The organism is Pseudomonas sp. AC169 (genome assembly GCF_979258515.1).
In genome coordinates, this window is record NZ_OZ409866.1 from 4,043,709 (window position 1) to 4,068,085 (window position 24,377).

Genomic DNA, 24,377 nt, shown 5'->3' on the forward strand with positions numbered 1-24,377 from the left:
ACCCCATGACTTATCAACTAACCACTTGCGGAGTGCTGCGCACGGAGGATTCTTCGTTTATCCCGCAGGACGCAACCAATCGCGACTGGCTTGACTATCAAGCCTGGCTGTTATCTGGCGGCCAAGTCCTGCCATTGAATGAAACTCTCGAAAAAGCAGCCCCGGACAGCTCAGTGACAACTCTGGCAAAAAAATGGCTGACAGGTATTGGCCGTCAGTCGTGATTCAATCGGGGCAATATCCAGGGAGGATCAAGCATTATGCAAATAACCGAAAACAACCTTATCGACATCATGCCCAACGCCCGCACCCAAGCGGGCGTTTTTGTTTCTGCGCTCAACAGTGCCATGGCGCGCCGTCATATCGACTCGCTGAAACGCGTCGCTGCGTTCCTCGCGCAAGTCGGACACGAGTCCGGGCAACTGCGCTATGTGCGCGAACTGGGCAACAACCAATATCTGAGCAAATACGACACAGGTACGTTGGCCTTGCGTCTGGGCAACACACCTGAAGCCGACGGCGACGGGCAAAAATACCGAGGACGCGGGTTGATCCAGATTACCGGCCGTTCGAATTACCGCCAGTGCAGCCTTGGCCTGTTCGGCGATGAACGGCTGCTGTCTTTGCCCGAGTTGCTGGAACAGCCGCAATGGGCCGCCGAGTCCGCGGCATGGTTCTGGGAGCAGAAAGGTTTGAACGCACTGGCCGACCGCGACGAGTTCAACGCCATTACCCGTCGCATCAACGGCGGGTTGAACGGCTTGCAGGATCGTCTGGAAATCTGGGCGCGGGCGAGGGCGGTGCTATGCCAATCCCCTGGCGAATGATTGGCCTTGTGTTGCTGGCCGCTGCTGCTTTTGCCGCGGCGTGGCAGTTTCAGGAATGGCGATATGGCCGACAACTGGCCGAGCAGGCCCGGTTAAACTCCGAAACCCTTAATCAACTGACGCAGACTGCCGCCACCGCGCAACAGGCCGAGCAGGATAAACGTCTGGCGCTGGAGCAACGGCTCGCGTCCAGTGAACAAAACCACTACCGAGCGCTGAGCGATGCCCAACGTGATCAGGATCGCCTGCGCGATCGTCTTGCCACTGCTGATGTGCGCCTGTCAGTCCTTCTCGACGCCGGCGACGTTGCCCCAGGCTGCAACGTGCCAGCCACCGCCGGCGCCGGCAGCGTGGATCATGCAACCGTACGCGCCCGACTTGACCCGGCGCATGCTCAACGAATTGTCGCCATCACCGACACCGGCGACCGTGGATTGATTGCATTGCAGGCGTGTCAGGCGTATGTCAGAGCGCTCGCGCCCGAACATTTTGAATGAGTCTGTGTATTGAAAGCGCAACCGGGTCGTGTACGGTGGAGGCATTCCACACGATCCGGAGCATGCCGTGAAAGAGATCACTCAACTGGCCGCTGAACTGGGCCGACGTCTGCAAGTGCTCAATGCCCACGTCACAACCGCTGAATCCTGTACGGGCGGCGGCATCGCAGAAGCGATCACCCGTATTCCGGGCAGTTCGGCGTGGTTCGAAGCAGGTTACGTCACGTATTCCAATCGGCAGAAAACCCAGCAACTGAATGTCCCGCACGAACTGTTCGAGACGGTGGGCGCAGTCAGTCCTGAAGTGGTCGAAGCGATGGTGCGTGGCGCGCAGGAAAAAAGCCTGGCGCGGTTTGCCGTGGCAGTCAGTGGCGTGGCCGGGCCCGACGGTGGCTCGCCAAACAAACCGGTGGGCACGGTGTGGCTGGCCTGGGGCGTTGGTGAATCGCTAACCAGTGAGGTTCAGCACTTTCCCGGCAACCGCGATGAAGTCCGCCGACAAACGGTGAAGGCCGCGCTAGAGGGGCTCCTGCGACTAGCGGCACGAGAAATCGAAAATCAGGGGTAGGCGATCCGCGAACGCTGTGGAATAATACTGGCTACTTATACAGGTGTTGGCCGTCAGGCCTTATTGATTACGTGAGGACTTTAATGGACGACAACAAGAAGAAAGCCTTGGCTGCGGCCCTGGGTCAGATCGAACGTCAATTCGGCAAGGGTGCCGTGATGCGTATGGGCGATCAGGACCGTCAGGCGATCCCGGCTATCTCGACTGGCTCTCTGGGTCTGGACATCGCACTCGGCATCGGCGGCCTGCCAAAAGGCCGTATCGTTGAAATCTACGGTCCTGAATCTTCCGGTAAAACCACACTGACCTTGTCCGTGATCGCCCAGGCTCAAAAAGCCGGCGCGACCTGCGCATTCGTCGACGCCGAACACGCCCTCGACCCTGAGTACGCCGGCAAGCTGGGCGTCAACGTCGACGACCTGCTGGTGTCCCAGCCGGACACCGGTGAACAGGCCCTGGAAATCACCGACATGCTGGTGCGCTCCAACGCCGTTGACGTGATCATCGTCGACTCCGTGGCTGCACTGGTACCGAAGGCCGAAATCGAAGGCGAAATGGGCGACATGCACGTGGGCCTGCAAGCCCGTCTGATGTCCCAGGCGCTGCGTAAAATCACCGGTAACATCAAAAATGCCAACTGTCTGGTGATCTTCATCAACCAGATCCGTATGAAGATCGGCGTGATGTTCGGTAGCCCGGAAACCACCACCGGTGGTAACGCGCTGAAGTTCTACGCCTCGGTTCGTCTCGACATCCGCCGTACCGGCGCGGTGAAGGAAGGCGACGAAGTGGTTGGTAGCGAAACCCGCGTCAAGGTTGTGAAGAACAAGGTCGCTTCGCCGTTCCGTCAGGCCGAGTTCCAGATTCTTTACGGCAAAGGCATCTACCTCAACGGCGAGATGATCGACTTGGGCGTGCTGCACGGTTTCGTCGAGAAGTCCGGCGCCTGGTATGCCTACGAAGGCACCAAGATCGGTCAGGGCAAGGCCAACTCGGCCAAGTTCCTGGCAGACAACCCGGAAATCGCCGCGAAGCTCGAGAAGCAACTGCGTGACAAGCTGCTGACTCCTGCGGTGATCGACTCCAAGGCCTCTGCAGTCAAAGAGACTGAAGACGACCTGGCCGACGCTGATATCTGATTGCAGCGATGACCACCGCCGTACTCGATACCCTCGTCGCTGTGCGGCGAACCGCCATGGACCTGCTCGCACGTCGCGAGCATGGTCGAGTCGAGCTGACGCGCAAGCTGCGTCAACGCGGCGCTGAGGCGGAGATGATCGAAACAGCCCTCGACCGTTTGACGGAAGAGGGGCTGCTTTCCGAAGCCCGTTACCTTGAAAGCTTTGTTTCCTACCGTGCCCGTTCCGGCTATGGCCCTCTGCGGATTCGCGAAGAGCTGAGCCAGCGCGGTTTGCAACGCGCCGATATCGAACTCGCCCTGCGCGAAAGCGGTATCAGTTGGCAGGAACAACTTCAGGAAACCTGGCGCAGGAAGTTCTCCGGACATTTACCGATTGATTCAAAAGAACGGGCCAAGCAAGGTCGGTTCCTCGCGTATCGAGGGTTTTCGATGGAGATGATCAACCGCTTGTTCAGCGGTCGAGGCATGGACGATTAATCCGATTCAATAAAAACGGCCCGCTATGAAAATAGCGGGCCGTTTTTTTTTGCCTTCAGATTACCTTTGACGGTTCGCGGCCGCGTTGCGCCGTTTGCGGTTTGGAATCCGCCCAGTTTTCCGGCAGGTTGATGTAGTCGATCAGCTCCCGCAGGCGGCCATGAGTGCGCGCGTTGAAGGCGAAGGCGAGTCGCGCTAGATGGCTGAATTGCGCTTCGTCGTGTTCCTCGCCGCTGTAGGTGTGTTGATGAAACTGGTCGCTCAGGCACAGATCGGCGAACGCTTCCTGCATTTGGGCCAGCGCCTGATCGCTGAGCTTGTGATGCATGCGAATCACAAACTGACGCTTGAGCCAGCGGCTGGAGTGGAAGTTGCTGTAGAACTGATTGATCTGTTCCACCGCCTCTTCGACGCTGTAAACCAGGCGCATCAGTTTCATGTCGGTGGGCAGGATGTAACGGTTGTCCTCCAGTTGCTGGCGAATGAAGTCCATCGCGCCTTGCCAGAACGTGCCACCCGGCGCGTCGAGCAGCACCACCGGCACCAACGGACTTTTACCGGTCTGGATCAGCGTCAGTACTTCCAGCGCTTCATCCAGTGTGCCGAAGCCGCCCGGGCATAAAACCAGTGCGTCAGCCTCTTTGACGAAGAATAACTTGCGAGTAAAAAAGAAGTGGAACGGCAGCAGATTGCCGGTGCCATCGACGGTCGGATTGGCATGTTGTTCGAATGGCAGGGTGATGTTGAAGCCGAGGCTGTGATCGCGGCCGGCACCTTCGTGTGCAGCGGCCATGATGCCGCCCCCGGCGCCGGTGATGACCATCATGTCCGAGCGCGTCAGTGCTGCGCCGAGCTCACGGGCCATGGCGTACAAGGGATGTTCGACCGGCGTGCGCGCAGAGCCAAACACCGTGACTTTGCGTCGGCCCTTGAATTGCTCCAGCACCCGGAACGCCTGCTCCAGTTCACGCAGGGCTTGCAGGGTGATCTTGGCGTTCCAGCGGTTATGGTCTTCCTGGGCCATGCGCAGCACGGTCAGGATCATGTCGCGGTAGATGGGAATATTCGGGCTATTGGGGGAAATTCGGTTGAGTTGTTCTTCGACCTTGATGATGAGGTCGGGACCGCTTTCCTGAAAATGACGGCTCAAGAGGTCATTCGGTTGGTAAGGCATTCAACGTCTCCTTCTGCACAGAGCGGATGGCCCTGACGAGCGGCGTCAGTGCCGCGCTGCAAAAAACACACGATCGGCAGTTCCTTGCCTGCCGTTGAAAAAAGACCGGGAATACACTGAATTTAGACCCTGGCGCGCATTTGCGCTGACTTGATCATTGCGCCGTAGAGTTTTGGCTGGCAATCGTTTATTGATTTTCCCGCGTTGCTTCACCGCTCGTCCGAACGTGCGCCGAGTGGCGATCCCTCTGATTAACTAACTTACAGGCGCCGTACGACAGCTTTTCGTCAACCACCGTACGCCAGGTGCACGCGATTCAAGGATTTGCGGGTGGCAAGGAGGCGGGACACATGGCCAGAGTGATTCTGGAGATTGATACGCAGTTGTATCGAATGTTGAAGGCATCAGCCGAGACCAATCATCTCAGTCTCGAAGAGGAGTGCTGCCGGCGGTTGGCGGGCGGCGAGCGCCGTTCCCACTATTTACAGGCCTTGCTGGCCGAACTGCGCGCCGAGGATGAACAGCGGCGCGCCAATTCACGATGATTACTTCTTCTTCGCCGGGCCGGCTTTCGGGCAATCCGATTCCTGGTAGCTGGCAGAGCCGATCGCTTTGTTGGTTTTCACTTCCGTGAAGTCGTAACGCATGATCGCGCCCTTGGCCATCAGCTTGCGAAACGACGGGTTGTTGCACACCGAAGCACCCAACTGGAAATACACCGCTTTTGGGTCTGCGCGCATTTTGTCGGCGTGGCTTTTTTGCACACTCAGGTGATTGATCAACTGCGTGCCTTCAACGGTGAAGCCCTGATCAAGAATGTCTTCGCTGATGGCGCGTGGCGTGCCGACGCTGCTCTGGGCGGCGACGTTGCGCAGCTCGCGGTTCAGATTCTGCTCACTCAGGGAGGCAGCCTGAGCGGTGAAGGACGACGCCAGCAGAATGGCAGCGGTGGGAACGATAAGGCGCAGCATGAAACTCTCCTGATTCGGTGACTGGTGGTTCGACCAGCCTCGGGGCTGTGCGTTCAGTGGCGGCGAATTATAGGGGAGCCGGTCGGGAGGGTACAGGCTTGTGCCCGGCGCTCTGGTAAACTGCCGGCCTTTATTGCCCTGCCGAGTGTTGTTCGTGTCGATTTTTCCTGCTTTTCGGCGTTATCCACGATGAACCATGCCCCTAACGCTGTCGCCCGTCTGCGCGACCAGCGCGAAGATGAAGGCATCAAGCCGATTCAGGCCCGGGGCTTTCGCTCCGAACGTTGCCGCGACTGCCGAGTGATCATCAGCCATTGTCTGTGCGCGTGGCGGCCAAGCGTTGAAACGCGCTCGGGCGTGTGCCTGATCATGACCGGCAAGGAAGTGTTCAAACCGAGCAACACCGGTTGGCTGATTGCTGACGTGGTACGTGATAACCACGCGTTCATCTGGTCGCGCACCGAGCCCGACCCGCAGATGCTGGCGCTGCTCAGCGACCCGCAATGGCAACCGTATCTGGTGTTCCCCGGCGAATACGTGGAGCCGTCGCGAGTGACCAACACCGTCGCCATCGATAGCAGCAAGCGCCCGTTGTTCATTCTGCTCGACGCAACGTGGACTGAAGCGCGGAAGATCTTCCGCAAGAGCCCGTATTTTGACCGTTTGCCGATCCTCAGCCTGCTGCCCGACAAACTCTCGCGTTATCGCTTGCGCCGATCAACCCGCAGTGAGCACTTGTGCACCGCCGAAGTCGCGGCGCTGTGCCTGGAACTGGCCGGTGACAGCGACGCCGCTTCTGCGCTGGACGCCTATTTCGACGTGTTCAGCCAGCATTACCTCGGCGCCAAGCAACAACTGGACATGAATGAATCGACCCCCGCGCACGCCGAGCTGCTGCCCTATATACGAAAGCCGCAGCCGGAGTTGGCCCAATAGTGGCCCATACTGTACGCAGCGGCGGCCGTGCTGCTTGACCACCCTGTCTTCGCTGGGCATGCTTGGCGCCGATTAGGGTGCGGCCAAGGTTTGAAACGCCGTGTTTGCTGTTGATTGGCGTTGAACGTGCCCCTGTGGATATCGCTCGAAAGCGGCATCTTGAGTTGCTTTGGCCAGACCGGAATGCACCGCGTCTGCCATCAAAAACAGGATCATTTGAAAAATGGCCACATACGACATCCTGATTGCCGATGATCACCCCCTGTTTCGTAGCGCCCTGCATCAAGCGGTGACGCTGGGCCTTGGCCCGGATGTGCGGCTGGTGGAAGTGGCGAGCATCGCCGAACTGGAAACCCGCCTGACCGAAAAGGCTGACTGGGATCTGGTCCTGCTGGACCTGAACATGCCCGGCGCTTTCGGGTTTTCCGGGTTGGTCATGCTGCGCGGACAATACCCGCAGATTCCGGTGGTGATGGTTTCGGCGCAGGAAGAAGCCTCGGTGATGGTCAAATCCCGTGAGTTCGGTGCCAGTGGCTTTATTCCCAAGTCCAGCGACCTCAGCGTGATTCAGGAAGCCGTGCGCAAAGTGCTTGATGGCGATGTGTTCTGGCCACCGCAGGCGTTCGAAGCGGTCGCCGTTTCCGACGAAGCCAAAGCTGCCAGCGATGGCCTCGCCAGCCTGACGCCACAGCAGTTCCGCGTGCTGACCATGGTCTGCGAAGGCCTGCTGAACAAACAGATTGCCTATGAACTGAGCGTGTCGGAAGCGACCATCAAGGCCCACGTCACGGCGATCTTTCGCAAGCTGAATGTGCGCACTCGCACGCAAGCGGCTTTACTGCTGCAACAACTTGAGTCAATTCCGAGCCAATAAAGGCTGGCGTCTTCACGCTTTTTTGACTTTTGTTGATCTAGCTTTCCCACTCCTTTTTGGTTGGTTTCTACTTTATGTCACCTTTCAAGGGCCAGACCGGCCTGAAACGCATCCTCAACGCCTCCGGTTATTCGCTGGACGGCCTGCGTGCAGCCTTCACCGGTGAAGCAGCTTTTCGTCAATTGGTACTGCTCAATGTGGTGCTGATTCCGCTGACGTTCTTCCTCAATGTCAGCCGGGTCGAACAAGCGCTGTTGATTGCCGTGTGCCTGCTGGCGCTGATCGTCGAGTTGTTGAACTCGGCAGTGGAGGCGGCCATCGACCGCATCTCGCTGGAACTGCACCCGCTGTCGAAAAACGCCAAGGACATGGGCAGCGCCGCGCAATTCGTCGCGCTGAGCATGATCGCGCTGGTGTGGGCAGTGATTCTGCTTTAAGCGATGGTCGGCAAGACGATCTCGTCGCTGCGCTGCACCCCGGCGGTGAAAGCGCGGCACAGATCGAGAAATTCGCGCATGGCAGAAGTCTGATACTTCTGTTTGTGCCAGATGAAGTAGAACTGTCGGGCCAGATCCAGATCCGGCGTCTCCACCGGCACCAGACTGCCGCGGCGGAACGCATCGCGCAGCGCCAGTCGCGAGATGCAGCCAATCCCCAGCCCCGACTCCACCGCGCGTTTGATCGCTTCGGTGTGTTCCAGCTCGAGACGAATATTCAGCGCACTGCGATGGTGGCGCATGGCTTGATCGAAGGTCAGTCGTGTGCCAGAACCCTGTTCGCGCAGAATCCACGCTTCATGCGTCAGCTCTTCCATGGTCGCGCTGCCGCGTTGCGCCAGCGGATGCTGCGGCGCACAGAACACCACCAGCTCATCCTCGACCCAGCTCTGCACTTCGATGTCCGGGTGGCTGCAATCGCCTTCGATTAGACCCAGATCAATTTCGTAATGAGCGACTTGTTGCACGATATTGGCAGTGTTCTGCACATGCAGCTTCACCTGACTTTCCGGGTGACGCTGCATGAAGCTGCCGATCAGCAGCGTCGCCAGATAATTGCCGATGGTCAGCGTCGCGCCCACCGACAGTGAGCCGAAACCGGATTTGCCGTTGAGCAAGTCTTCGATTTCCTTGGCCTGATCGAGCAGGGCCACCGCTTGTGGCAACAGCTGTTTGCCGAGGGCGTTGAGGCTCAGACGTTTGCCGGCGCGGTCGAACAGCTGGCAGCTGGATTGGCGCTCGAGTTCGGTGATCGAGGTGCTCGCGGCCGACTGCGAGAGGTTGAGCAGACCCGCAGCACGGGATACGCTTTCCTGCTGGGCGACGGCGACGAAGACTTGCAGTTGACGGAGAGTAAATCGCATATCGATATAACCGATAACCCTTATCTTAATAATCCAGTTAACAGATATTGTCGTCGCTATTAGAATGCGATGCAATTGCGCACCGTCGCCTGCAAAAGCCAGCGCAGACCCAATCTCCAGGAGTCAAACGTACATGAGCAACATGAACCACGAGCGTGTCCTCAGTGTTCATCACTGGAACGACACTCTGTTCAGCTTCAAGTGCACCCGTGATCCGGGCCTGCGCTTCGAGAACGGTCAGTTCGTGATGATCGGCCTGCAACAGCCTAACGGCCGCCCGCTTATGCGCGCTTACTCGATCGCCAGCCCGAACTGGGAAGAGCATCTGGAATTCTTCAGCATCAAGGTGCAGGACGGCCCGCTGACCTCGCAACTGCAGCACTTGAAGGAAGGCGACGAGATCATTATCTCGAAGAAGCCTACCGGCACCCTGGTGCTCGACGACCTGAACCCGGGCAAGCATTTGTACCTGCTGAGCACCGGCACCGGTCTGGCGCCGTTCATGAGCGTGATTCAGGACCCGGAAACCTACGAGCGCTTTGAGAAAGTGATCCTGGTTCACGGTGTGCGTTACGTCAACGAAGTCGCCTACCGCGAATTCATCACCGAGCACCTGCCGCAGAACGAGTTCTTCGGCGAAGCGCTGCGTGACAAGCTGATCTACTACCCGACCGTGACCCGCGAGCCTTTCGAGAATCAGGGCCGACTGACCGACCTGATGCGCAGCGGCAAGCTGTTCAGCGACATCGGTCTGCCTCCGATCAACCCGCAGGACGACCGCGCGATGATCTGCGGCAGCCCAAGCATGCTCGACGAGACCAGCGAAGTACTCGACAGCTTCGGCCTGAAGATCTCGGCGCGGATGCGCGAGCCGGGTGATTACCTGATCGAGCGTGCGTTCGTCGAGAAATAAGCGTTTTGCCGGTGACGCGGAGCGTCACTGGATGCATTCCCACGCGGAGCGTGGGAACGATCAGCCCGCGTTGCCTGAGAGGGCAGCGCGGGCTTTTTCGTTTCCGGGGATTACGCCTCGGCGGGAATGACTTCGAGGACGCGGATCTGCTCCGGTGTCGGGTAATGCCAGCGCACGTCCAGATCCCAGAACTGCGCGCCGTATTCGCGCTCAGGTGCCGGGGTTTGATACGCCGGGCGCGGATCCTGTGCCAGACACTGTTCAATCAGCTCAACCAAGGGTTCGCCAAGGCGCTGAGCGTGTGTGTGCGCTTGTTTCAGCGCCGAGTCCGTCCACTGCACGTCAATCAACTGCGGCGCCGCGCTGGCGATGCTGTTGGCGGCTTCGGGGATGATATCGGCGTAAGGCACGTAGGGTTTGATGTCGAGAATTGGCGTGCCGTCGAGCAAGTCGATACCTGAGATGAACAGTCGATTGGCTTCCACCTTGTCCAGTTTCACCACCGATTGGCCGATGCCGTTCGGTCGATGAGTCGCGCGGGTGGCGAACACGCCCATGGACTTGTTGCCGCCCAAACGAGGTGGACGGACTTTCAGTCGAGGTTTGTCTTCTAGCGCCTGATGGAACAGAAACAGCAACCAGACGTGGCTGACCTGTTCCAGGCCCTGCACCGCGTCCCCTTGATCGAACGGCGCCACCAGTTCCAGCACGCCACGGGCGGCGGGGGCCAGTTGTGGCTGGCGAGGGATGGCGAATTTCTCCTTGAAGCAGGAGCGCACGAAGCCGATGGGGGAGACGCTGTAAGTCATGGTTTGCATTCGAAGCGGGGCAGGGTGGGCATGATAACCCGGCAGCTCTCAAGTCTGGTGCTGGTAGGGCTGGCCTCTTCGCGAGCAAGCTCGCTCCCACAGTGGATCTATGGCGTGCACAAGATCCCTGTGGGAGCGAGCTTGCTCGCGAAGGCCGCGCCACCGATCTACAGACTGAACCCACCATCCAGCGGAATGATATTCCCGGTCATATACGCCCCAGCCGTACTCGCCAAGCTGATCGCCAACGCCGCCATCTCTTCCTCGCGCCCCCAACGCTTCATCGGAATCAGCGCCGTATCCTCAGCCAATGCCTGCTGATCGCTGCCAATATGCTGAGTCATCTTGCTCGGAAACCGCCCCGGCGCGATCACGTTGACGTTGATGTGCTGACTCACCAGTTCCCGCGCGAGAATCCGTGACAATTGATGCAGGGCCGCTTTACTCGGCCCGTAGGCATACGCCTGCTCGCCAAACGAAGAAATCCCCGCCACCGAACCGATATTGATAATCCGCGCCGGATTGGCCGCCGAGCCTGCCTTGCGCAGCAGCGGTAGAAATTGCTGGATGCAGGTGAACACCGAGGTCACGTTGAGCTGCATGACCTTCTCCCAGCCCTTGACCGGGTAACTCTCCAACGGCGCGCCCCACGTGGTGCCAGCGTTGTTCACCAGAATATCCAGATGGGTGATCTGCTCGCCCAGCCGCGCGGCTAGCTCCTGTACGCCTTCTTCCGTCGCCAGATTCGCCGCCACGCCATGACATTTGCCCAAGGCGCTGAGTTCTTCGGCGGTTTGATGGCAGGCTTCAGCGTCGCGTGAGCAGACATAAACCCGAGCGCCGGCCTCGACGAAGGCTTTGGCGATCATTTTGCCGATACCACGGGTGCCGCCGGTCACCAGAGCGGTGCGGCCTTGCAGGGAGAAATACGGATGCATGGCGAGTCCTGAAGATTAGGGATCAGTACACCCTAGTCGTCAGCCGCGCGAAGCGGAGCCATTATTTCTGGAGGGAATGAACAGTCATGCGCTGCGGTGGCGACCATCGATCACCACCGCAGAGGGGATCAAGCCGGGCGAACGCGCAGGGTCAGACCTTTGAGGAAGTTACGCAGCAACTGGTCGCCGCACGGGCGATAGTTGGTGTGGCCAACCTTGCGGAACAATGCGCTCAGCTCAGGCTTGGACACCGGGAACTCGGCAGCCTTGAGAATCGCGTGCATGTCGTCTTCTTTCAGTTCGAAGGCCACGCGCAGCTTTTTCAGAATGATGTTGTTGGTCACCGGCACTTCGATCGGCTGCGGCGGACGGCTTTCGTCCTTGCCACGCTTGAAGATCACCAGGCCGTCGAGGAAGTGCGCGATGACTTCATCCGGGCAGCGCACGAAACCTTCTTCGTCTTCTTCTTTCTTATCGAGCCAGGTCACTACGTCGGCGAGCTCTACTTCCATGCCGCCGAGTTTGATGATCTCGACAACCTTTTTGTCGCTGATGTCGAGCATGTAGCGCACGCTGCGCAATACGTCGTTATGAATCATGTGAGTAATCCTGATAAGCGTTGTGGGCAGCACGCTGGCGCGCTGCCGGAATGTGTGGCGGCAGTGGAAGCCTTAGAACTTCTCTTTGCCGGACAGGTAGCGCCATTGGCCGACCGGGACTTTGCCGATCGAGACGCCGCCGATGCGAATGCGGCGGATGCCGACGACCTTGAGGCCGACCGCTTCGCAGAACTGGGTGATGATCCCCGGCTGCGGGTTTTTCATGGCGAAGCGCAGACGGTTCTCGTTCTGCCAACTGGCCTTGACCGGCGGCAGCTCCTTGCCCTTGTGGGTCAGGCCGTGCTGCAAGCGATTAAGGCCATGGGCGACCATGTCACCTTCGACTTCAACCACGTATTCCTGCTCGATCTTCGCGGCGTCGGCGGTGAGCTTGCGCAGGATTTTCCAGTCCTGGGTGAACACCAGCAGGCCGCTGGCCTTGGCTTGCAGATCGGCACTGGCGGTGAGGCGCAGGAAGTGCCCACGCAGGGGGCGTTTGCTGAAGCGGTGTTCTTCGCTGAGGGTTTCGGCGCTGAGCGACTGCATGGCGGTCTCGATGTCCATGCCAGCCGGCGCGTTGAGCAGGATGGTCACCGGCTCCGGCGCAGTGGCCTGGGCGTCCTTGTCGAGTTCGACCTTTTGGTCGCCGACCTTGAATTGCGGCTCGTCAATCACTTCGCCGTCCACGGTGACCCAGCCGCCCTCGATGAACAGCTCGGCCTCCCGGCGGGAGCAACCGACCAGTTCGATGAGGCGTTTGGACAGGCGAATCGGGTCAGTCATGACAGGGCCGTAACAAAAAAGGGGTGGGCATTGTACCTGTGTGGCGCCGGTTAAGCCCGGTTCCATTTACAGGCTGTTCGCAATTCCCTGTGGGAGCCAGCCTGCTGGCGATTGCATCACCGCGGTGTATCTGACTGACCGCGTCGCCTGCATCGCTAGCAGGCTAGCTCCCACAGTTGTTCTGGGTTGTGTCAGCCGTTGCTGGAGCGCTGCTGGTTCTGGCGTAAACGCATATGCAACAGCGGATACGGCTGCCCCATGCCATCGACTTCCGAACGGCCAATCACCTCGAAACCCTGCTTGAAGTAAAATCCCAGCGCCTGCGGGTTCTGTTCGTTGACGTCCAGTTCATCGGCATTCAAATGCTGCATCGCGTAGTTCAGCAGCTTCTTGCCCAACCCTTGGCCGCGATGGTCAGGGTCGATGAACAGCATTTCAATCTTGCCCGCCGCAACCCCGGCAAACCCGGTGATGCGCTGGTCGGCGTCCTTGGTGCAGATCAGCATCACCGCATCCAGATAACGGGTGAGCACCAGATTGCGCAGCAATTCGATGTAACTGTCCGGCAGAAAATCATGGGTGGCGCGGACCGAGGCCTCCCAGACCCGGGTCAGTTCCTGATAATCGCTGAGTTTCGGCGTGTGGATGACCGAATGGTGACGCATGCCCGTCTGCCTCTTGTCCGTTTCAAGGGAGTCCATCCCCCGCTAAACGATAGCCGTAAAAAAGCCCCGCATCTCGGAAAAAGAGCGGGGCTTTCTGTATTTGTTGCGGTGTCTGGCTGGCTATTTCTGTCGCCAGCAAGAACTCTCCCCCTCACCCCAACCCTCTCCCCCAAGGGGGGCGAGGGGGAAGGGAGCTGATCTTCGTACTTTTCAAACCTGAGTTCGACCGGATCGCTCAGGTCGATGTACCTCGAAAGAACAACACGGTCAGCTCCCTCTCCCTCCGGGAGAGGGCTGGGGTGAGGGGCTTTTGATCTTCAGATCAGATCTGCTCAGCCCACAGATCATATTCGTCAGCATCAGTCACTTTGCACCAGACCTTGTCGCCCGGCTTCAGATTGCTGCCGTTATCAATAAACACGTTGCCATCGATTTCCGGGGCATCGAAGAAGCAGCGGCCAACCGCGCCTTGCTCGTCGACTTCGTCCACCAGCACTTCGATTTCACGGCCAATGCGCATTTGCAGGCGTGCCGAGCTGATTGCTTGCTGGTGCGCCATGAAGCGATCCCAACGATCCTGCTTGACGTCGTCCGGAACGATTTCCAGATCCAGATCATTGGCCGGAGCGCCTTCAACCGGCGAGTACTGGAAGCAGCCAACGCGGTCGAGCTGGGCTTCGGTCAGCCAGTTCAGCAGGTACTGGAAGTCTTCTTCGGTTTCGCCCGGGAAGCCGACGATGAAGGTCGAGCGGATGATCAGATCCGGGCAGATCTCGCGCCAGTTCTTGATGCGCGCCAGGGTCTTGTCTTCGAACGCCGGGCGTTTCATCGACTTCAAGACTTTCGGGCTGGCGTGCTGGAACGGGATGTCCAGGTACGGCAGGATCTTGCCGGCGGCCATCAACGGGATCAGCTCGTCAACGTGCGGGTACGGGTAAACGTAGTGCAGGCGGACCCAGACGCCGAGGGTGCTCAGCGCTTCGCAGAGTTCGGTCATGCGGGTTTTCACCGGCGCGCCGTTCCAGAAACCGGTGCGGTATTTCACGTCAACGCCGTAAGCGCTGGTGTCTTGCGAGATCACCAACAGCTCTTTGACGCCGGATTTGACCAGACGGTGAGCTTCGTCGAGCACGTCGCCCACCGGACGGCTGACCAGTTTGCCGCGCATCGACGGGATGATGCAGAAGGAGCAGCTGTGGTTGCAGCCTTCGGAAATCTTCAGGTAGGCGTAGTGGCGCGGGGTCAGCTTGATGCCTTGCGGCGGCACCAGGTCGATCAGCGGGTTGTGATCCTGACGCGGCGGCACCACTTCGTGTACCGCGTTGACCACTTGCTCGTACTGCTGCGGACCGGTCACGGCCAGCACGCTCGGGTGGACGTTGCGGATGTTGCCTTCTTCCACGCCCATGCAACCGGTGACGATCACCTTGCCGTTTTCCTTGATCGCTTCGCCAATCACTTCCAGCGACTCAGCCTTGGCCGAATCGATGAAACCGCAGGTGTTGACGACTACAACGTCGGCGTCCTGATAGGTGGACACCACGTCATAACCTTCCATGCGCAGCTGGGTCAGGATGCGCTCGGAGTCGACCAGTGCTTTCGGGCAACCCAGAGATACAAAGCCAACCTTTGGATTGGCCGGCGCAGGAGTGGTGGACATGTCTAACCTCGGTATTTTGTGACGCCGCTTGCGCAGTGCGGAAGCCGACGGATGGGCGCTTAGGGTGCGCCTCTGATCAAAAAGTGCGCAATTCTAGCGGCGAGAAGCGCACTTGACCAGCTTTATGCCGGGAAATACGACGAGTGCTGCGCTATGCTTCGCGCCGTTGGGTTTTACCAATTTTTTACAGTCAACAAATCGTCTGTAACAACAGGTAAAACAGCGCATGCTGCAGCACAAAGCATAGTGCTTCATTCAAAGAAGCCGGTTCTAAAATCAGGAGTGTTGGATGGGTCAGGCAAGTAGTCATGCGGCAGGCGCCGAGGGTTCGGCCTCCAAGCCGCTGAGCATGCTGGTCGCGGCGGTCGGGGTAGTTTACGGCGACATCGGCACGAGCCCGTTGTACACCCTTAAAGAAGTGTTTTCCGGCGGTTACGGCGTACCGGTCAACCACGACGGCGTGCTGGGCATTCTGTCGTTGATCTTCTGGTCGCTGATCTGGGTCGTGTCGATCAAATACATGATGTTCGTGCTGCGCGCCGACAACCAGGGCGAGGGCGGCATCATGGCGCTCACCGCACTGGCCCGTCGCGCGGCAGGGCATCGCAAGAAATTGCGTTCGTTGCTGGTGGTGTGCGGTCTGATCGGCGCGGCGCTGTTTTATGGCGACAGCATGATCACCCCGGCGATTTCCGTGCTGTCGGCGATTGAAGGTCTGGGACTGGCGTTTGATGGCATCGACCATTGGGTCGTGCCGCTTTCGCTGGTGGTGTTGGTCGCGCTGTTTCTGATCCAGAAACACGGTACGGCGCGGATTGGCATTCTGTTCGGGCCGATCATGGTCACCTGGTTCCTCGTCCTTGGCGCCCTTGGTGTGTACGGCATCAGCCACACCCCCGAAGTGCTGCATGCAATGAATCCGATATGGGCGGTGAATTTCTTCGTCGTTCATCCGGGCATGGGCGTGGCGATTCTCGGCGCCGTGGTGCTGGCGTTGACCGGTGCCGAGGCGCTGTACGCCGACATGGGCCACTTCGGTCGCAAGCCGATTGCCCGCGCGTGGTTCATCCTCGTGCTGCCGGCGTTGGTGCTCAATTACTTCGGTCAGGGCGCTTTGCTGCTGGACAATCCGGAAGCGGCGCGCAACCCGTTCTATCTGCTGGCACCGAGCTGGGCGTTGATTCCGCTGGTCGGCCTGTCGACGCTGGCCACAGTGATTGCCTCGCAAGCGGTGATTTCCGGTGCGTTCTCCCTGACCCGTCAGGCGATTCAGCTCGGGTACATCCCGCGCATGTACATCCAGCACACCTCCAGCGACGAACAGGGGCAGATCTACATCGGCGCGGTGAACTGGGCGTTGATGGTCGGCGTTGTGTTGCTGGTGCTCGGTTTCGAATCCTCCGGCGCACTGGCCTCGGCCTACGGCGTAGCGGTGACGGGCACCATGCTGATGACCACCATTCTGGTGTCGGCAGTGATGCTGCTGCTGTGGAAATGGCCACCGATCCTCGCGGTGCCGGTGCTGCTCGGCTTCCTGCTGGTGGACGGCCTGTACTTCGCCGCCAACGTGCCGAAGATCGTGCAGGGCGGCGCATTTCCGGTGATCGCCGGTATCGCCCTGTTCGTGCTGATGACCACTTGGAAACGCGGCAAACAACTGCTGGTCGAACGCTTAGACGAAGGCGCGCTGCCGCTGCCGATCTTCATCAGCAGCATTCGTGTGCAACCGCCGCATCGCGTGCAGGGCACCGCGGTGTTCCTCACCGCGCGCTCCGACGCCGTGCCGCACGCGTTGTTGCACAACTTGCTGCACAACCAGGTGCTGCATGAGCAAGTGGTGTTGCTGACGGTCGTCTACGAAGACATCCCGCGCGTACCGCCATCGCGGCGCTTCGAGGTCGAGGCCCACGGCGAAGGCTTCTTCCGGGTGATCCTGCACTTCGGCTTCACCGACGAACCGGACGTGCCGCAGGCGCTGAAGCTGTGCCATCTGGAAGATCTGGATTTCAGCCCGATGCGCACCACCTACTTCCTCAGCCGCGAAACGGTGATTGCCTCGAAACTTGAGGGCATGGCGCGTTGGCGTGAGGCGTTGTTTGCGTTCATGTTGAAGAATGCCAATGGGAATTTGCGGTTCTTCAATCTGCCGTTGAATCGGGTGATTGAGTTGGGGACGCAGGTGGAGATGTAAGCCTGGCTTCAACTGAAAAGCCCTCGTTGGCCTAGTGGCTGGCGGGGGCTTTTTTGTGGGCGGCAACTTCAGATCAAAAGATCGCAGCCTTCGGCAGCTCCTACAGGTTTCGCATTCCATGTAGGAGCTGCCGAAGGCTGCGATCTTTTGATCTTCAAACCTCTACAAGCCTTCAGGCATCTCTGCTTCAGACTCGGTCTTCGTCCGCGCAGGTCGTGGCACCAACGCCTGGATCACATCATCAAGCAAAGCCTTGCCCATCACCGTCAGGTAATGCGCAGCCCAGGCATGGCGGTCGGTGTCTCTGATGAAGGCGGCGTCTTCTGCGAAGGATTTGGCGAGGTATAGCAGGTCGGAGGATTGGGACAAGGCATCGATGATCGGGATGCCGGAGCGGACGTTGAAGAACGCTTGATCCGAGTTGTAGAGGAAAGGGGTGAAGCCGATGGTTTTAAGATCAGATGGATTGTTCATTGTCAGGTCCCTTGATTTCGAGAGCTGCCGCATCCGATACCAAGCGAATGGGTGGCAGCTGTGCGCGGGTTGGTAAACCGGGGAACCAAGGAAACCGGCACGCTCGAAAGCGTCCCACACACAGCTGCCATGACACAGGGGCTCGGGCGGGATTTCGCCTGAGTCGTGTCGAGTGCGCTGTTGCGCCTTATTCCACCGGGTTACCAAGCCCGATCGCTGAATGGGTCATCGACGTCCGGAGAGTATCCCGTGAAAAAACAGCGCAATAGGGCCACAAGCCCCCTCAATGTGAGATTCGGAGTTTGCCTACAAGGTCTGTGGGCGTCATCTGATATTGCGAGACTGGAAGTAAACGAAACTACGCGTCGGACACGCAGTTCCTTGTAGGAGTGAGCCTGCTCGCGATAGCGGAGTGTCAGCTTGCAAATCAGTGGCTGACACTCCGCTATCGCGAGCAGGCTCACTCCTACAGGGGAATGGGTTCATCGTCCGAGATGTAAAAAGCCCCCGCAACTGCGAAGTTGCGGGGGCTTTTTGTGGTTGCTCAGATCACTCCTCGGCGACCGAGTCCTTGCTCTGACGCTTCTCGATCAAGTCCACCAAACGCTTGGCCAGCGCCGGGTAGTTCTCGTCGAAGTGGTGGCCGCCTGGCAGTTTCACCGCTTCACCCACTGCAGTCTTGTCCGTGCAGCCACTTTCATCGGTCTCTTCTTCACCATAGATGCACACAACCTTTGCCGCTGGCAGCTTGGCCATTTCCGGGCCGGTGGCGGCTTCTTTACCGGCGTTGCCCAGCCAGCCTTCGACTTCGATTTCGAAGCTGCCGGTGCGGGCGAAGGCCAGCAGGATGATTGCGTCGACGCGTTGCTGCTCGGTGTCTGGCAGGCGGTTGTAGATCGCCGGCAGAACATCAGCACCAAACGAGTAACCGGTGAGAATGAAGCGTTTCGTGCCCCATTTCTGCCGGTAGTGCTGCATCAGTTCGGTCAGGTCCAGGGCGCTTTGCTCTGGGCTCTTGTGCTGCCAGTAGTAGCGCAGGGTGTCTATGCCGACGACCGGGTAGCCAATCTTGGCCATTTCACCGGCGACGTCGCGGTCGAGGTCGCGCCAGCCGCCGTCACCGGAGAGGAACAGGGTCACGGTGTCTTTCGCTTGGCCCGCCGGCACTTCAACCACCGGGATCGCCAGACCGCCGTTGGCCTTGTCGCCGCCGACGAGGATTTTGCGCAGTTCGTTGTTCAGCACTTGCGGCAGGTTGATGTCGTAGTCGCTGATGCTGGTCTCGGCGTTCGGTTGATCGCGCACGAAACCTGCGCTGGCGTCGTCCGGGTTGTCGTTCCAGGCGGCCAGCCAGTGGCCGTGGGCGGCGGATTTTGGCAGCAGGTGGGTGCAGCCGCCTTTTTCCAGAGCGAGGTCGACGGAGATGGCTTGGGCCTTGTCGTCTTTCTGTTCCGCCAGCCAGCGCCAGGCCAGCACAGCACCTGGGCCGATGCCGCTGACAAGGGTGGCCGGGCCGTTCAGTTCACGCAGGCCCGATTGCAGGGCGCGGCTTTGCAGCAGGCAGTCCTTGGGCAGAATCACTTGAACGATCTGCGCCGAGGCACTGCGGCTCAGGGTGGTCAGTTGTTTTTCAGAGAGTTTCTGGTCGTCGTTGACCGCGACCAGCACCTGCGCCTTGGGCTTGGTGCCCGGGATAACGCGGGTCATGGCGGCGCCGTCGGCCGGGGTCAGCTGTTCTACGGTCGGTTCCGGTGCCGGACGTTTGAGGTACCAGAAACCGCCGCCGGCAATCACGGCCAGCACGATCAGTGCGGCCAGGATGTACTTCAGGGAGCGTTGAATCATCAGCGTTTCACCAATCCAGTCAAGCCGCCCGCGATCAGGGCAGCAGTGTCGGCCAGCGCCACCAACGGATCGAGTCCGGCGGGCACGGCCATATAACGGGGTTCCCAGTCAGGCTGGAACTTGTCTTTGAAGCGGCGCAAGCCTTGGAAGTTGTACAGCTGCTCACCACGGCGGAAAACCATCGAGCCCAGACGCTGGGTCAGCGGTGCACCACGCCGGGGTTGCAACCCCGACAACGGCACCATACCCAGGCTGAAGCGCGCGTATCCGTGACTCTTATAGTGTTGAATCAAGCCGACCATCATGAATTCCATGGTCAGCTTGGGGGCGTCCGGGTGCGCGCGCATCAGGTCGAGACTGGCCAGATCGTGGCTATAAGTCTCGAGCAGGTTGGCGAACGCCACCGGACGACCTTCGAAGCGAATCACCGCAATGCGGAAATGCTTCAGGTAATCGTCGCTGAAACGGCCGAGGGAGAAGCCTTTCTCGCGCACGTTCTTGCCGGTCAGCCACGCATCGGAAATCACTTTCAGCTCGTCCATCGGCGCCTGACCCGGCTCATGGATTTCCAGCGACAGACCGTCGCGGGTGCCACGGTTCCAGGTGTAGCGCAGGTCTTTCATCTCTTTGCCCTTGGCTTCAAGGTCAAAGCGAAGCAGGTCGACCCGGGCTTCTTCGCCGAGCTTGATCGCGGTCAGGCCGATGTCCATGTAGTACGGCAAATTCTCCGCACGCACCTGATAGAACACCGGGCGGGCGTGGTGAATATCGCAGAGGTCGCGGAACTGCCAGATCATTTCGGCGCGTTGCTGGCCGGGGCCGATCGGATCGTACAGGGCCACCAGACTGCGGCCACGCCGCGCGTACATCAGGAACGCTTCGTCGTTCTGGTGAAACAGCAGCGCCTTGTCACCGGTCAGCGCCAGGCCACCGTCGGGTTGCGACGACGCCATGAGGATTTTCGCGGCGCGATCGAGTTCGTCTGGCGTTGGCAGGTGAATGACCGGGCGTGCGGTGCGCAGCAGCCAGGTCAGCGCGATCACCAGCAGCAGGACGGCGGCGCCGAGCAGCGAACGCAGGCCACGTGGCGCGTCAGCGTCGAGGGTGAACTGCCACCACAGTTGATGGCTATAAGGCACGTCCTGATAGGCGAACAGCAGCAGCCACGTCGAAGCGCCCAGCACACAGAGGCTGGCCACCAAGTACAGCGGCGAGAAGGGCAGTTCGGTCAGACGGCTCGGGCGATAGAACGAGCGACGGAACACACCGAGCAGCGCAGCCGTCAGGGTCATCAGGGTCGCTTCTTCCCAGTCGAAGCCTTTGAGCAGCGAGAGCAGGGCGCCGACCAGCAACAGAATGGTGGTGAGCATCCACGCGGCGGACAGGCGACGACGCAGGCCCTGAGCGAGCATCAGGCAGAGCACGCCGATCAGGCTGGCGCCGAAGTGCGAAGCGTCGACCAGGCGATGCGGGATCAGAAAACCGATGTGCTCCAAGCGTGTATCAATCTCGGGGGTAGCGCCGGAGAACAGCAGCACCACACCGGACAGAAACACCAGCACCGCCAGAATCGGTGCCGCCAGACCCGACGCTGCGCGCATGGTCTGAGTCTGAAACAGGCGCTGACCTTCGTTGATCAGCAGGAATACGCACGCGACCAGCAGCGGCAGTACCACATAGATCAAGCGATACAGCAGGAGCGCTGCGGCCAATGGCGCGGCACCGAGCTTGTCGGCGAAAGCGGCCAGCAGAATCGCTTCGAACACACCCACGCCGCCGGGTACGTGGCTGAGTACGCCGGCAGCCAATGCCAACAGATACACCAGCAGGAATGCACCGAACGGTGGCGCTTCCGGCAGCAATAGATAAAGGACCGTGGCGGCAGCCGCAACGTCGAGGGCGGTAATGATCAGTTGCAGGAAAGTCAGGCGACGGCCCGGCAAGCGCAGCGTGCGGCGGCCAACCCTGACCAGCAGGTTGTCGCGCAACGGTTGTTCCGGCAAGCGCCGACGGTAGATGCCGATAGCCAGTACTGCGCCAAGCAACAGCACGACAGCGGCAATAGTGCCGAGCAGGCCTTCGGACAACCCCAGCGCCTGCGAGGCAGCAGGCAGGTCGCTCAGCGTTGCCAGTGCGGCCAGCGGCGGCAAGGCGCAACCCAACGATAGACTGGCGAACAAGGTCATGTGCGCGACTTCCGACGCCCCCAGACCTAAACGTGCATATAAACGGTAGCGCACCGAACCGCCGGACAGCAGCGACAGACCGATGGCATTACCAATCGCAAACGCGGTGAATCCGCCCAGCGCCAATGTGCGCGGTGGCAAGGTCACGCCGGCATAGCGGCTGGCCGACCATTCGTAGCCGAGCAGAATGATGAAGCCGACTACAGTCGCAGCGAATGCGCCGAGCAGGGCGGGTTTCGGCACATCGAGAATCGAGTCGTGCAGCGCATCGAGATCGAGCTCGGCAAGCAGATGACGACAGGCAATCAGCGCAATGGCAAACAGCAGCAGCGTAACCGCCAGACCAATCGGTTGCCGGTATTTGCTCAACCGATCCAGCAAGCGCAGACGCTCGGGTTTGATCGGATGTTCCGCTGTGACGGTGTCTTGTGGATCAGACGAGTTGGCGCGCATCAATCACCTCTTGGATTGTGCGCGACAGGATGGAGGTATCCAGCCAAGTTACCAATCCCTGTAGAAAAAAATAATCACAAAATACTACGCCTCTCACCGGGTATCGGCGAGGGCAGTTCCTGGATCGCAGACGTCTTGCCTGCGACTCAAGCATAGTCGCAAGTCAATACTTCTGAAGATCCCAAGCGGTTCACTGCACAGTGACAGATCATTGTTGCGAAAGGACTTTTTCAACAGATACAAAAAAGGCCACTCTTTCGAGTAGCCTTTTTTGATGTTTGGTTGCGGGAGCCGGATTTGAACCGACGACCTTCGGGTTATGAGCCCGACGAGCTACCAGACTGCTCCATCCCGCGTCTGTGTGGCGGCATTCTACAGGCGAACGGCGAGGTGTCAACCGCTAATCCCGTAAAGGGTCAAATAAGTGTGATATCGCGTCAAACGGTCGCAGGTGGAGGCTTAAGTTTCGGAAATGCAAAGAATTCCTGTTTGGCGATCAGTTCTTTATAAGAAGAGGAAATCGACAAAACAGACGCGCACAAAAAAGGCCACTCTTTCGAGTAGCCTTTTTTGATGTTTGGTTGCGGGAGCCGGATTTGAACCGACGACCTTCGGGTTATGAGCCCGACGAGCTACCAGACTGCTCCATCCCGCGTCTGTGTGTCGGCATTCTACAGAGGAACGCCGGGGTGTCAACCTTCAATATGGATAAATCTGTTGAGGTTCAATCGGTTAGCGCTTTTTCTCGGGTGTTTTTCCGGGCGCAGGGCAGGCGGGGCAAGGCTTTCAGCTCTATTGGCGGCCGCTCCTCGATTGAGAAAATAAATTCAAAGGATATTTCCTACCGCTTGGAAAGAACATTCATACCACTGGTGCTATATACAGGTGCCAGTGAGATACTGCCGATCCGGCTCGCCACATTTCCTTTTCTGACATGACTCAGCGAAAAATCATCCACATCGACTGTGATTGTTTCTATGCCGCCATTGAGATGCGCGATGACCCGCGTCTGGCCGGCAAGCCGTTAGCAGTGGGTGGTTCGGCGGATCGGCGTGGAGTGATTGCTACCTGCAATTATGAAGCGCGAGCATATGGAGTGCGTTCGGCGATGGCGTCGGGGCATGCCTTGAAGCTCTGTCCAGATCTGACCATCGTCAAGCCGCGTATGGACGCCTATCGTGAAGCCTCGAAAGAGATTCATACGATCTTCAGTGACTACACCGATCTGATCGAACCCCTGTCGCTGGATGAAGCCTATCTCGACGTCTCCGACAGCGCGCATTTCGGCGGCAGTGCCACGCGCATTGCCCAAGACATTCGCCGCCGGGTATCCAATCAATTGCACATCACCGTGTCAGCGGGTGTGGCGCCAAACAAGTTTCTGGCCAAAATCGCCAGCGACTGGAAAAAGCCCAACGGGCTGTTCGTTATTACGCCGGATCAGGTCGAAGACTTTGTCAGTGGTTTGCCGGTGAGCAAGTTACACGGTGTCGGCAAGGTCACCGCCGATAAGTTGGGCAAGCTCGGCATCGTTGACTGCTCGCAGTTGCGCGAGTGGGACAAACTGGCGCTGGTGCGCGAATTCGGCAGTTTTGGCGAGCGACTGTGGAGTCTTGCCCGTGGGATTGATGACCGCCGGGTACACAACGACAGTCGTCGTCAGTCGATCAGCGTGGAAAACACCTACGACGTTGATCTACCGGATCTGCGCAGTTGCCTGGATAAATTGCCAGAGCTGTTGGAAACCCTGAAAACCCGCATGGCTCGAATTGACAGCAGTTATCGACCGGGCAAGCCGTTCGTCAAAGTGAAGTTTCATGACTTTACCCAGACCACGCTGGAGCAGGCCGGGGCAGGGCGGGATCTGGGCAGTTATCAGTTGATGCTGACGCAGGCGTTCAATCGCGGCGGGAAACCGGTGCGGTTGTTGGGGGTTGGGGTGAGGCTTGAGGATTTGCGTGGCGGGTTTGAGCAGATGGAGTTGTTTGAGCGGTAGTTTTGCGGTGTCTGTCAGGGCCTCTTCGCGAGCAGGCTCG

General features: G+C 59.2%; 27 protein-coding genes and 2 tRNA genes. 14 read left to right on the forward strand and 15 right to left on the reverse strand.

Annotated features, from left to right (window positions below):
- The first annotated feature begins 5 nt into the window (after window positions 1–5).
- The 6 genes from ACZZ0G_RS18150 to recX all read left to right on the forward strand — a co-directional run bounded on the left by ACZZ0G_RS18150 (window position 6) and on the right by recX (window position 3,510).
- Complete coding sequence (locus ACZZ0G_RS18150; RefSeq protein ID WP_463557032.1) at window positions 6–224, forward strand: hypothetical protein; 219 nt, start codon at window positions 6–8, stop codon at window positions 222–224.
- Window positions 225–260: 36 nt separating this feature from the next.
- On the forward strand, window positions 261–827 hold the full coding sequence (locus tag ACZZ0G_RS18155; RefSeq protein ID WP_463557033.1) for a glycoside hydrolase family 19 protein: 567 nt from the start codon (window positions 261–263) through the stop codon (window positions 825–827).
- Window positions 806–1,324 carry a lysis system i-spanin subunit Rz gene (locus ACZZ0G_RS18160; protein WP_463557034.1) on the forward strand — a complete coding sequence of 173 codons (519 nt, stop codon included), beginning with the start codon at window positions 806–808 and terminating at the stop codon, window positions 1,322–1,324. The genes ACZZ0G_RS18155 and ACZZ0G_RS18160 overlap by 22 nt, the downstream gene beginning before the upstream one ends.
- A gap of 67 nt (window positions 1,325–1,391) precedes the next feature.
- Window positions 1,392–1,892, forward strand: a complete 501-nt coding sequence (locus tag ACZZ0G_RS18165; protein ID WP_463557035.1) for a CinA family protein — start codon at window positions 1,392–1,394, stop codon at window positions 1,890–1,892.
- Between the two features lie 83 nt (window positions 1,893–1,975).
- Window positions 1,976–3,031 (forward strand): recombinase RecA, encoded by a 1,056-nt coding sequence (gene recA / locus ACZZ0G_RS18170; RefSeq protein WP_007908746.1) that lies wholly within the window; start codon window positions 1,976–1,978, stop codon window positions 3,029–3,031.
- Between the two features lie 8 nt (window positions 3,032–3,039).
- Complete coding sequence (gene recX / locus ACZZ0G_RS18175; RefSeq protein WP_463557036.1) at window positions 3,040–3,510, forward strand: recombination regulator RecX; 471 nt, start codon at window positions 3,040–3,042, stop codon at window positions 3,508–3,510.
- 55 nt (window positions 3,511–3,565) lie between these two features.
- On the opposite strand, the gene ACZZ0G_RS18180 is transcribed toward recX, so the two are convergent.
- Entirely contained in the window at window positions 3,566–4,684 is a 1,119-nt protein-coding gene (locus ACZZ0G_RS18180) for an LOG family protein (RefSeq protein ID WP_463557037.1), read from the reverse strand.
- 350 nt (window positions 4,685–5,034) lie between these two features.
- On the opposite strand from ACZZ0G_RS18180, the gene ACZZ0G_RS18185 reads away from it, so the two are divergent.
- Window positions 5,035–5,229, forward strand: coding sequence for a hypothetical protein (locus ACZZ0G_RS18185; protein WP_034154934.1), 195 nt, complete (start codon window positions 5,035–5,037; stop codon window positions 5,227–5,229).
- Here ACZZ0G_RS18185 and ACZZ0G_RS18190 read toward each other — a convergent pair whose 3' ends face one another.
- On the reverse strand, window positions 5,230–5,655 hold the full coding sequence (locus ACZZ0G_RS18190) for a PA3611 family quorum-sensing-regulated virulence factor (protein WP_008077172.1): 426 nt from the start codon (window positions 5,653–5,655) through the stop codon (window positions 5,230–5,232).
- A gap of 189 nt (window positions 5,656–5,844) precedes the next feature.
- Here ACZZ0G_RS18190 and ACZZ0G_RS18195 point away from each other — a divergent pair, with 189 nt between their 5' ends.
- On the forward strand, window positions 5,845–6,591 hold the full coding sequence (locus ACZZ0G_RS18195; protein WP_463557038.1) for a tRNA-uridine aminocarboxypropyltransferase: 747 nt from the start codon (window positions 5,845–5,847) through the stop codon (window positions 6,589–6,591).
- Between the two features lie 72 nt (window positions 6,592–6,663).
- Here the strand turns inward: ACZZ0G_RS18195 and ACZZ0G_RS18200 are convergent, their stop codons facing one another.
- Window positions 6,664–6,822, reverse strand: coding sequence for a hypothetical protein (locus ACZZ0G_RS18200; protein ID WP_463397454.1), 159 nt, complete (start codon window positions 6,820–6,822; stop codon window positions 6,664–6,666).
- Here ACZZ0G_RS18200 and erdR point away from each other — a divergent pair.
- Window positions 6,815–7,465 (forward strand): response regulator transcription factor ErdR, encoded by a 651-nt coding sequence (gene erdR / locus ACZZ0G_RS18205; RefSeq protein ID WP_008077176.1) that lies wholly within the window; start codon window positions 6,815–6,817, stop codon window positions 7,463–7,465. The two genes, ACZZ0G_RS18200 and erdR, sit on opposite strands and share 8 nt — an antisense overlap.
- A 74-nt stretch (window positions 7,466–7,539) precedes the next feature.
- Window positions 7,540–7,902: a diacylglycerol kinase gene (locus ACZZ0G_RS18210; RefSeq protein ID WP_003222276.1), complete on the forward strand. Its 363-nt coding sequence runs from the start codon at window positions 7,540–7,542 to the stop codon at window positions 7,900–7,902.
- Here ACZZ0G_RS18210 and ACZZ0G_RS18215 read toward each other — a convergent pair.
- On the reverse strand, window positions 7,899–8,825 hold the full coding sequence (locus tag ACZZ0G_RS18215) for a LysR family transcriptional regulator (RefSeq protein WP_038358063.1): 927 nt from the start codon (window positions 8,823–8,825) through the stop codon (window positions 7,899–7,901). The genes ACZZ0G_RS18210 and ACZZ0G_RS18215 overlap by 4 nt on opposite strands.
- Window positions 8,826–8,958: 133 nt before the next feature.
- Between ACZZ0G_RS18215 and fpr the strand changes: the two genes are divergently transcribed.
- Entirely contained in the window at window positions 8,959–9,738 is a 780-nt protein-coding gene (fpr, locus tag ACZZ0G_RS18220; protein ID WP_007908723.1) for a ferredoxin-NADP reductase, read from the forward strand.
- 110 nt (window positions 9,739–9,848) lie between these two features.
- Here the strand turns inward: fpr and tsaA are convergent, their stop codons facing one another.
- The 6 genes from tsaA to rimO form a co-directional block, all read right to left on the reverse strand.
- Window positions 9,849–10,547 carry a tRNA (N6-threonylcarbamoyladenosine(37)-N6)-methyltransferase TrmO gene (gene tsaA / locus ACZZ0G_RS18225; RefSeq protein WP_463557039.1) on the reverse strand — a complete coding sequence of 233 codons (699 nt, stop codon included), beginning with the start codon at window positions 10,545–10,547 and terminating at the stop codon, window positions 9,849–9,851.
- Window positions 10,548–10,714: 167 nt separating this feature from the next.
- Window positions 10,715–11,485 (reverse strand): SDR family oxidoreductase, encoded by a 771-nt coding sequence (locus ACZZ0G_RS18230; protein WP_127926074.1) that lies wholly within the window; start codon window positions 11,483–11,485, stop codon window positions 10,715–10,717.
- 128 nt (window positions 11,486–11,613) lie between these two features.
- Window positions 11,614–12,084, reverse strand: coding sequence for a YehS family protein (locus ACZZ0G_RS18235; protein WP_463557040.1), 471 nt, complete (start codon window positions 12,082–12,084; stop codon window positions 11,614–11,616).
- Between the two features lie 72 nt (window positions 12,085–12,156).
- Entirely contained in the window at window positions 12,157–12,867 is a 711-nt protein-coding gene (locus tag ACZZ0G_RS18240; RefSeq protein ID WP_463557041.1) for an rRNA pseudouridine synthase, read from the reverse strand.
- A gap of 191 nt (window positions 12,868–13,058) precedes the next feature.
- Window positions 13,059–13,532, reverse strand: coding sequence for a GNAT family N-acetyltransferase (locus ACZZ0G_RS18245; protein WP_105707423.1), 474 nt, complete (start codon window positions 13,530–13,532; stop codon window positions 13,059–13,061).
- 322 nt (window positions 13,533–13,854) lie between these two features.
- Window positions 13,855–15,192 carry a 30S ribosomal protein S12 methylthiotransferase RimO gene (gene rimO, locus ACZZ0G_RS18250; RefSeq protein WP_463557042.1) on the reverse strand — a complete coding sequence of 446 codons (1,338 nt, stop codon included), beginning with the start codon at window positions 15,190–15,192 and terminating at the stop codon, window positions 13,855–13,857.
- Between the two features lie 349 nt (window positions 15,193–15,541).
- Here rimO and ACZZ0G_RS18255 point away from each other — a divergent pair, with 349 nt between their 5' ends.
- The gene (locus ACZZ0G_RS18255) at window positions 15,542–17,383 is read left to right on the forward strand and encodes a potassium transporter Kup (RefSeq protein WP_463558869.1); all 1,842 of its coding nucleotides are present in this window, start codon (window positions 15,542–15,544) and stop codon (window positions 17,381–17,383) included.
- A gap of 162 nt (window positions 17,384–17,545) precedes the next feature.
- On the opposite strand, the gene ACZZ0G_RS18260 is transcribed toward ACZZ0G_RS18255, so the two are convergent.
- The 5 genes from ACZZ0G_RS18260 to ACZZ0G_RS18280 form a co-directional block, all read right to left on the reverse strand.
- Window positions 17,546–17,857: a DUF3077 domain-containing protein gene (locus tag ACZZ0G_RS18260; RefSeq protein WP_463557043.1), complete on the reverse strand. Its 312-nt coding sequence runs from the start codon at window positions 17,855–17,857 to the stop codon at window positions 17,546–17,548.
- A gap of 549 nt (window positions 17,858–18,406) precedes the next feature.
- A complete protein-coding gene (locus ACZZ0G_RS18265; protein ID WP_034154947.1) occupies window positions 18,407–19,702 on the reverse strand; it encodes a virulence factor family protein in 1,296 nt (431 codons plus the stop codon).
- Window positions 19,702–22,341, reverse strand: coding sequence for a bifunctional lysylphosphatidylglycerol flippase/synthetase MprF (gene mprF / locus ACZZ0G_RS18270; protein ID WP_127926079.1), 2,640 nt, complete (start codon window positions 22,339–22,341; stop codon window positions 19,702–19,704). Before mprF ends, ACZZ0G_RS18265 begins: the two co-directional genes overlap by 1 nt.
- 279 nt (window positions 22,342–22,620) lie before the next feature.
- Window positions 22,621–22,697 (reverse strand) — tRNA-Met (locus ACZZ0G_RS18275).
- Window positions 22,698–22,919: 222 nt separating this feature from the next.
- Window positions 22,920–22,996, reverse strand: a tRNA-Met gene (locus tag ACZZ0G_RS18280).
- 34 nt (window positions 22,997–23,030) lie between these two features.
- Here ACZZ0G_RS18280 and ACZZ0G_RS18285 point away from each other — a divergent pair.
- Together ACZZ0G_RS18285 and dinB are read left to right on the forward strand one after the other, a co-directional pair.
- The gene (locus tag ACZZ0G_RS18285; RefSeq protein WP_463557044.1) at window positions 23,031–23,279 is read left to right on the forward strand and encodes a hypothetical protein; all 249 of its coding nucleotides are present in this window, start codon (window positions 23,031–23,033) and stop codon (window positions 23,277–23,279) included.
- Window positions 23,276–24,337, forward strand: a complete 1,062-nt coding sequence (gene dinB / locus ACZZ0G_RS18290) for a DNA polymerase IV (protein WP_463557045.1) — start codon at window positions 23,276–23,278, stop codon at window positions 24,335–24,337. The genes ACZZ0G_RS18285 and dinB overlap by 4 nt, the downstream gene beginning before the upstream one ends.
- Window positions 24,338–24,377: the final 40 nt, after the last annotated feature.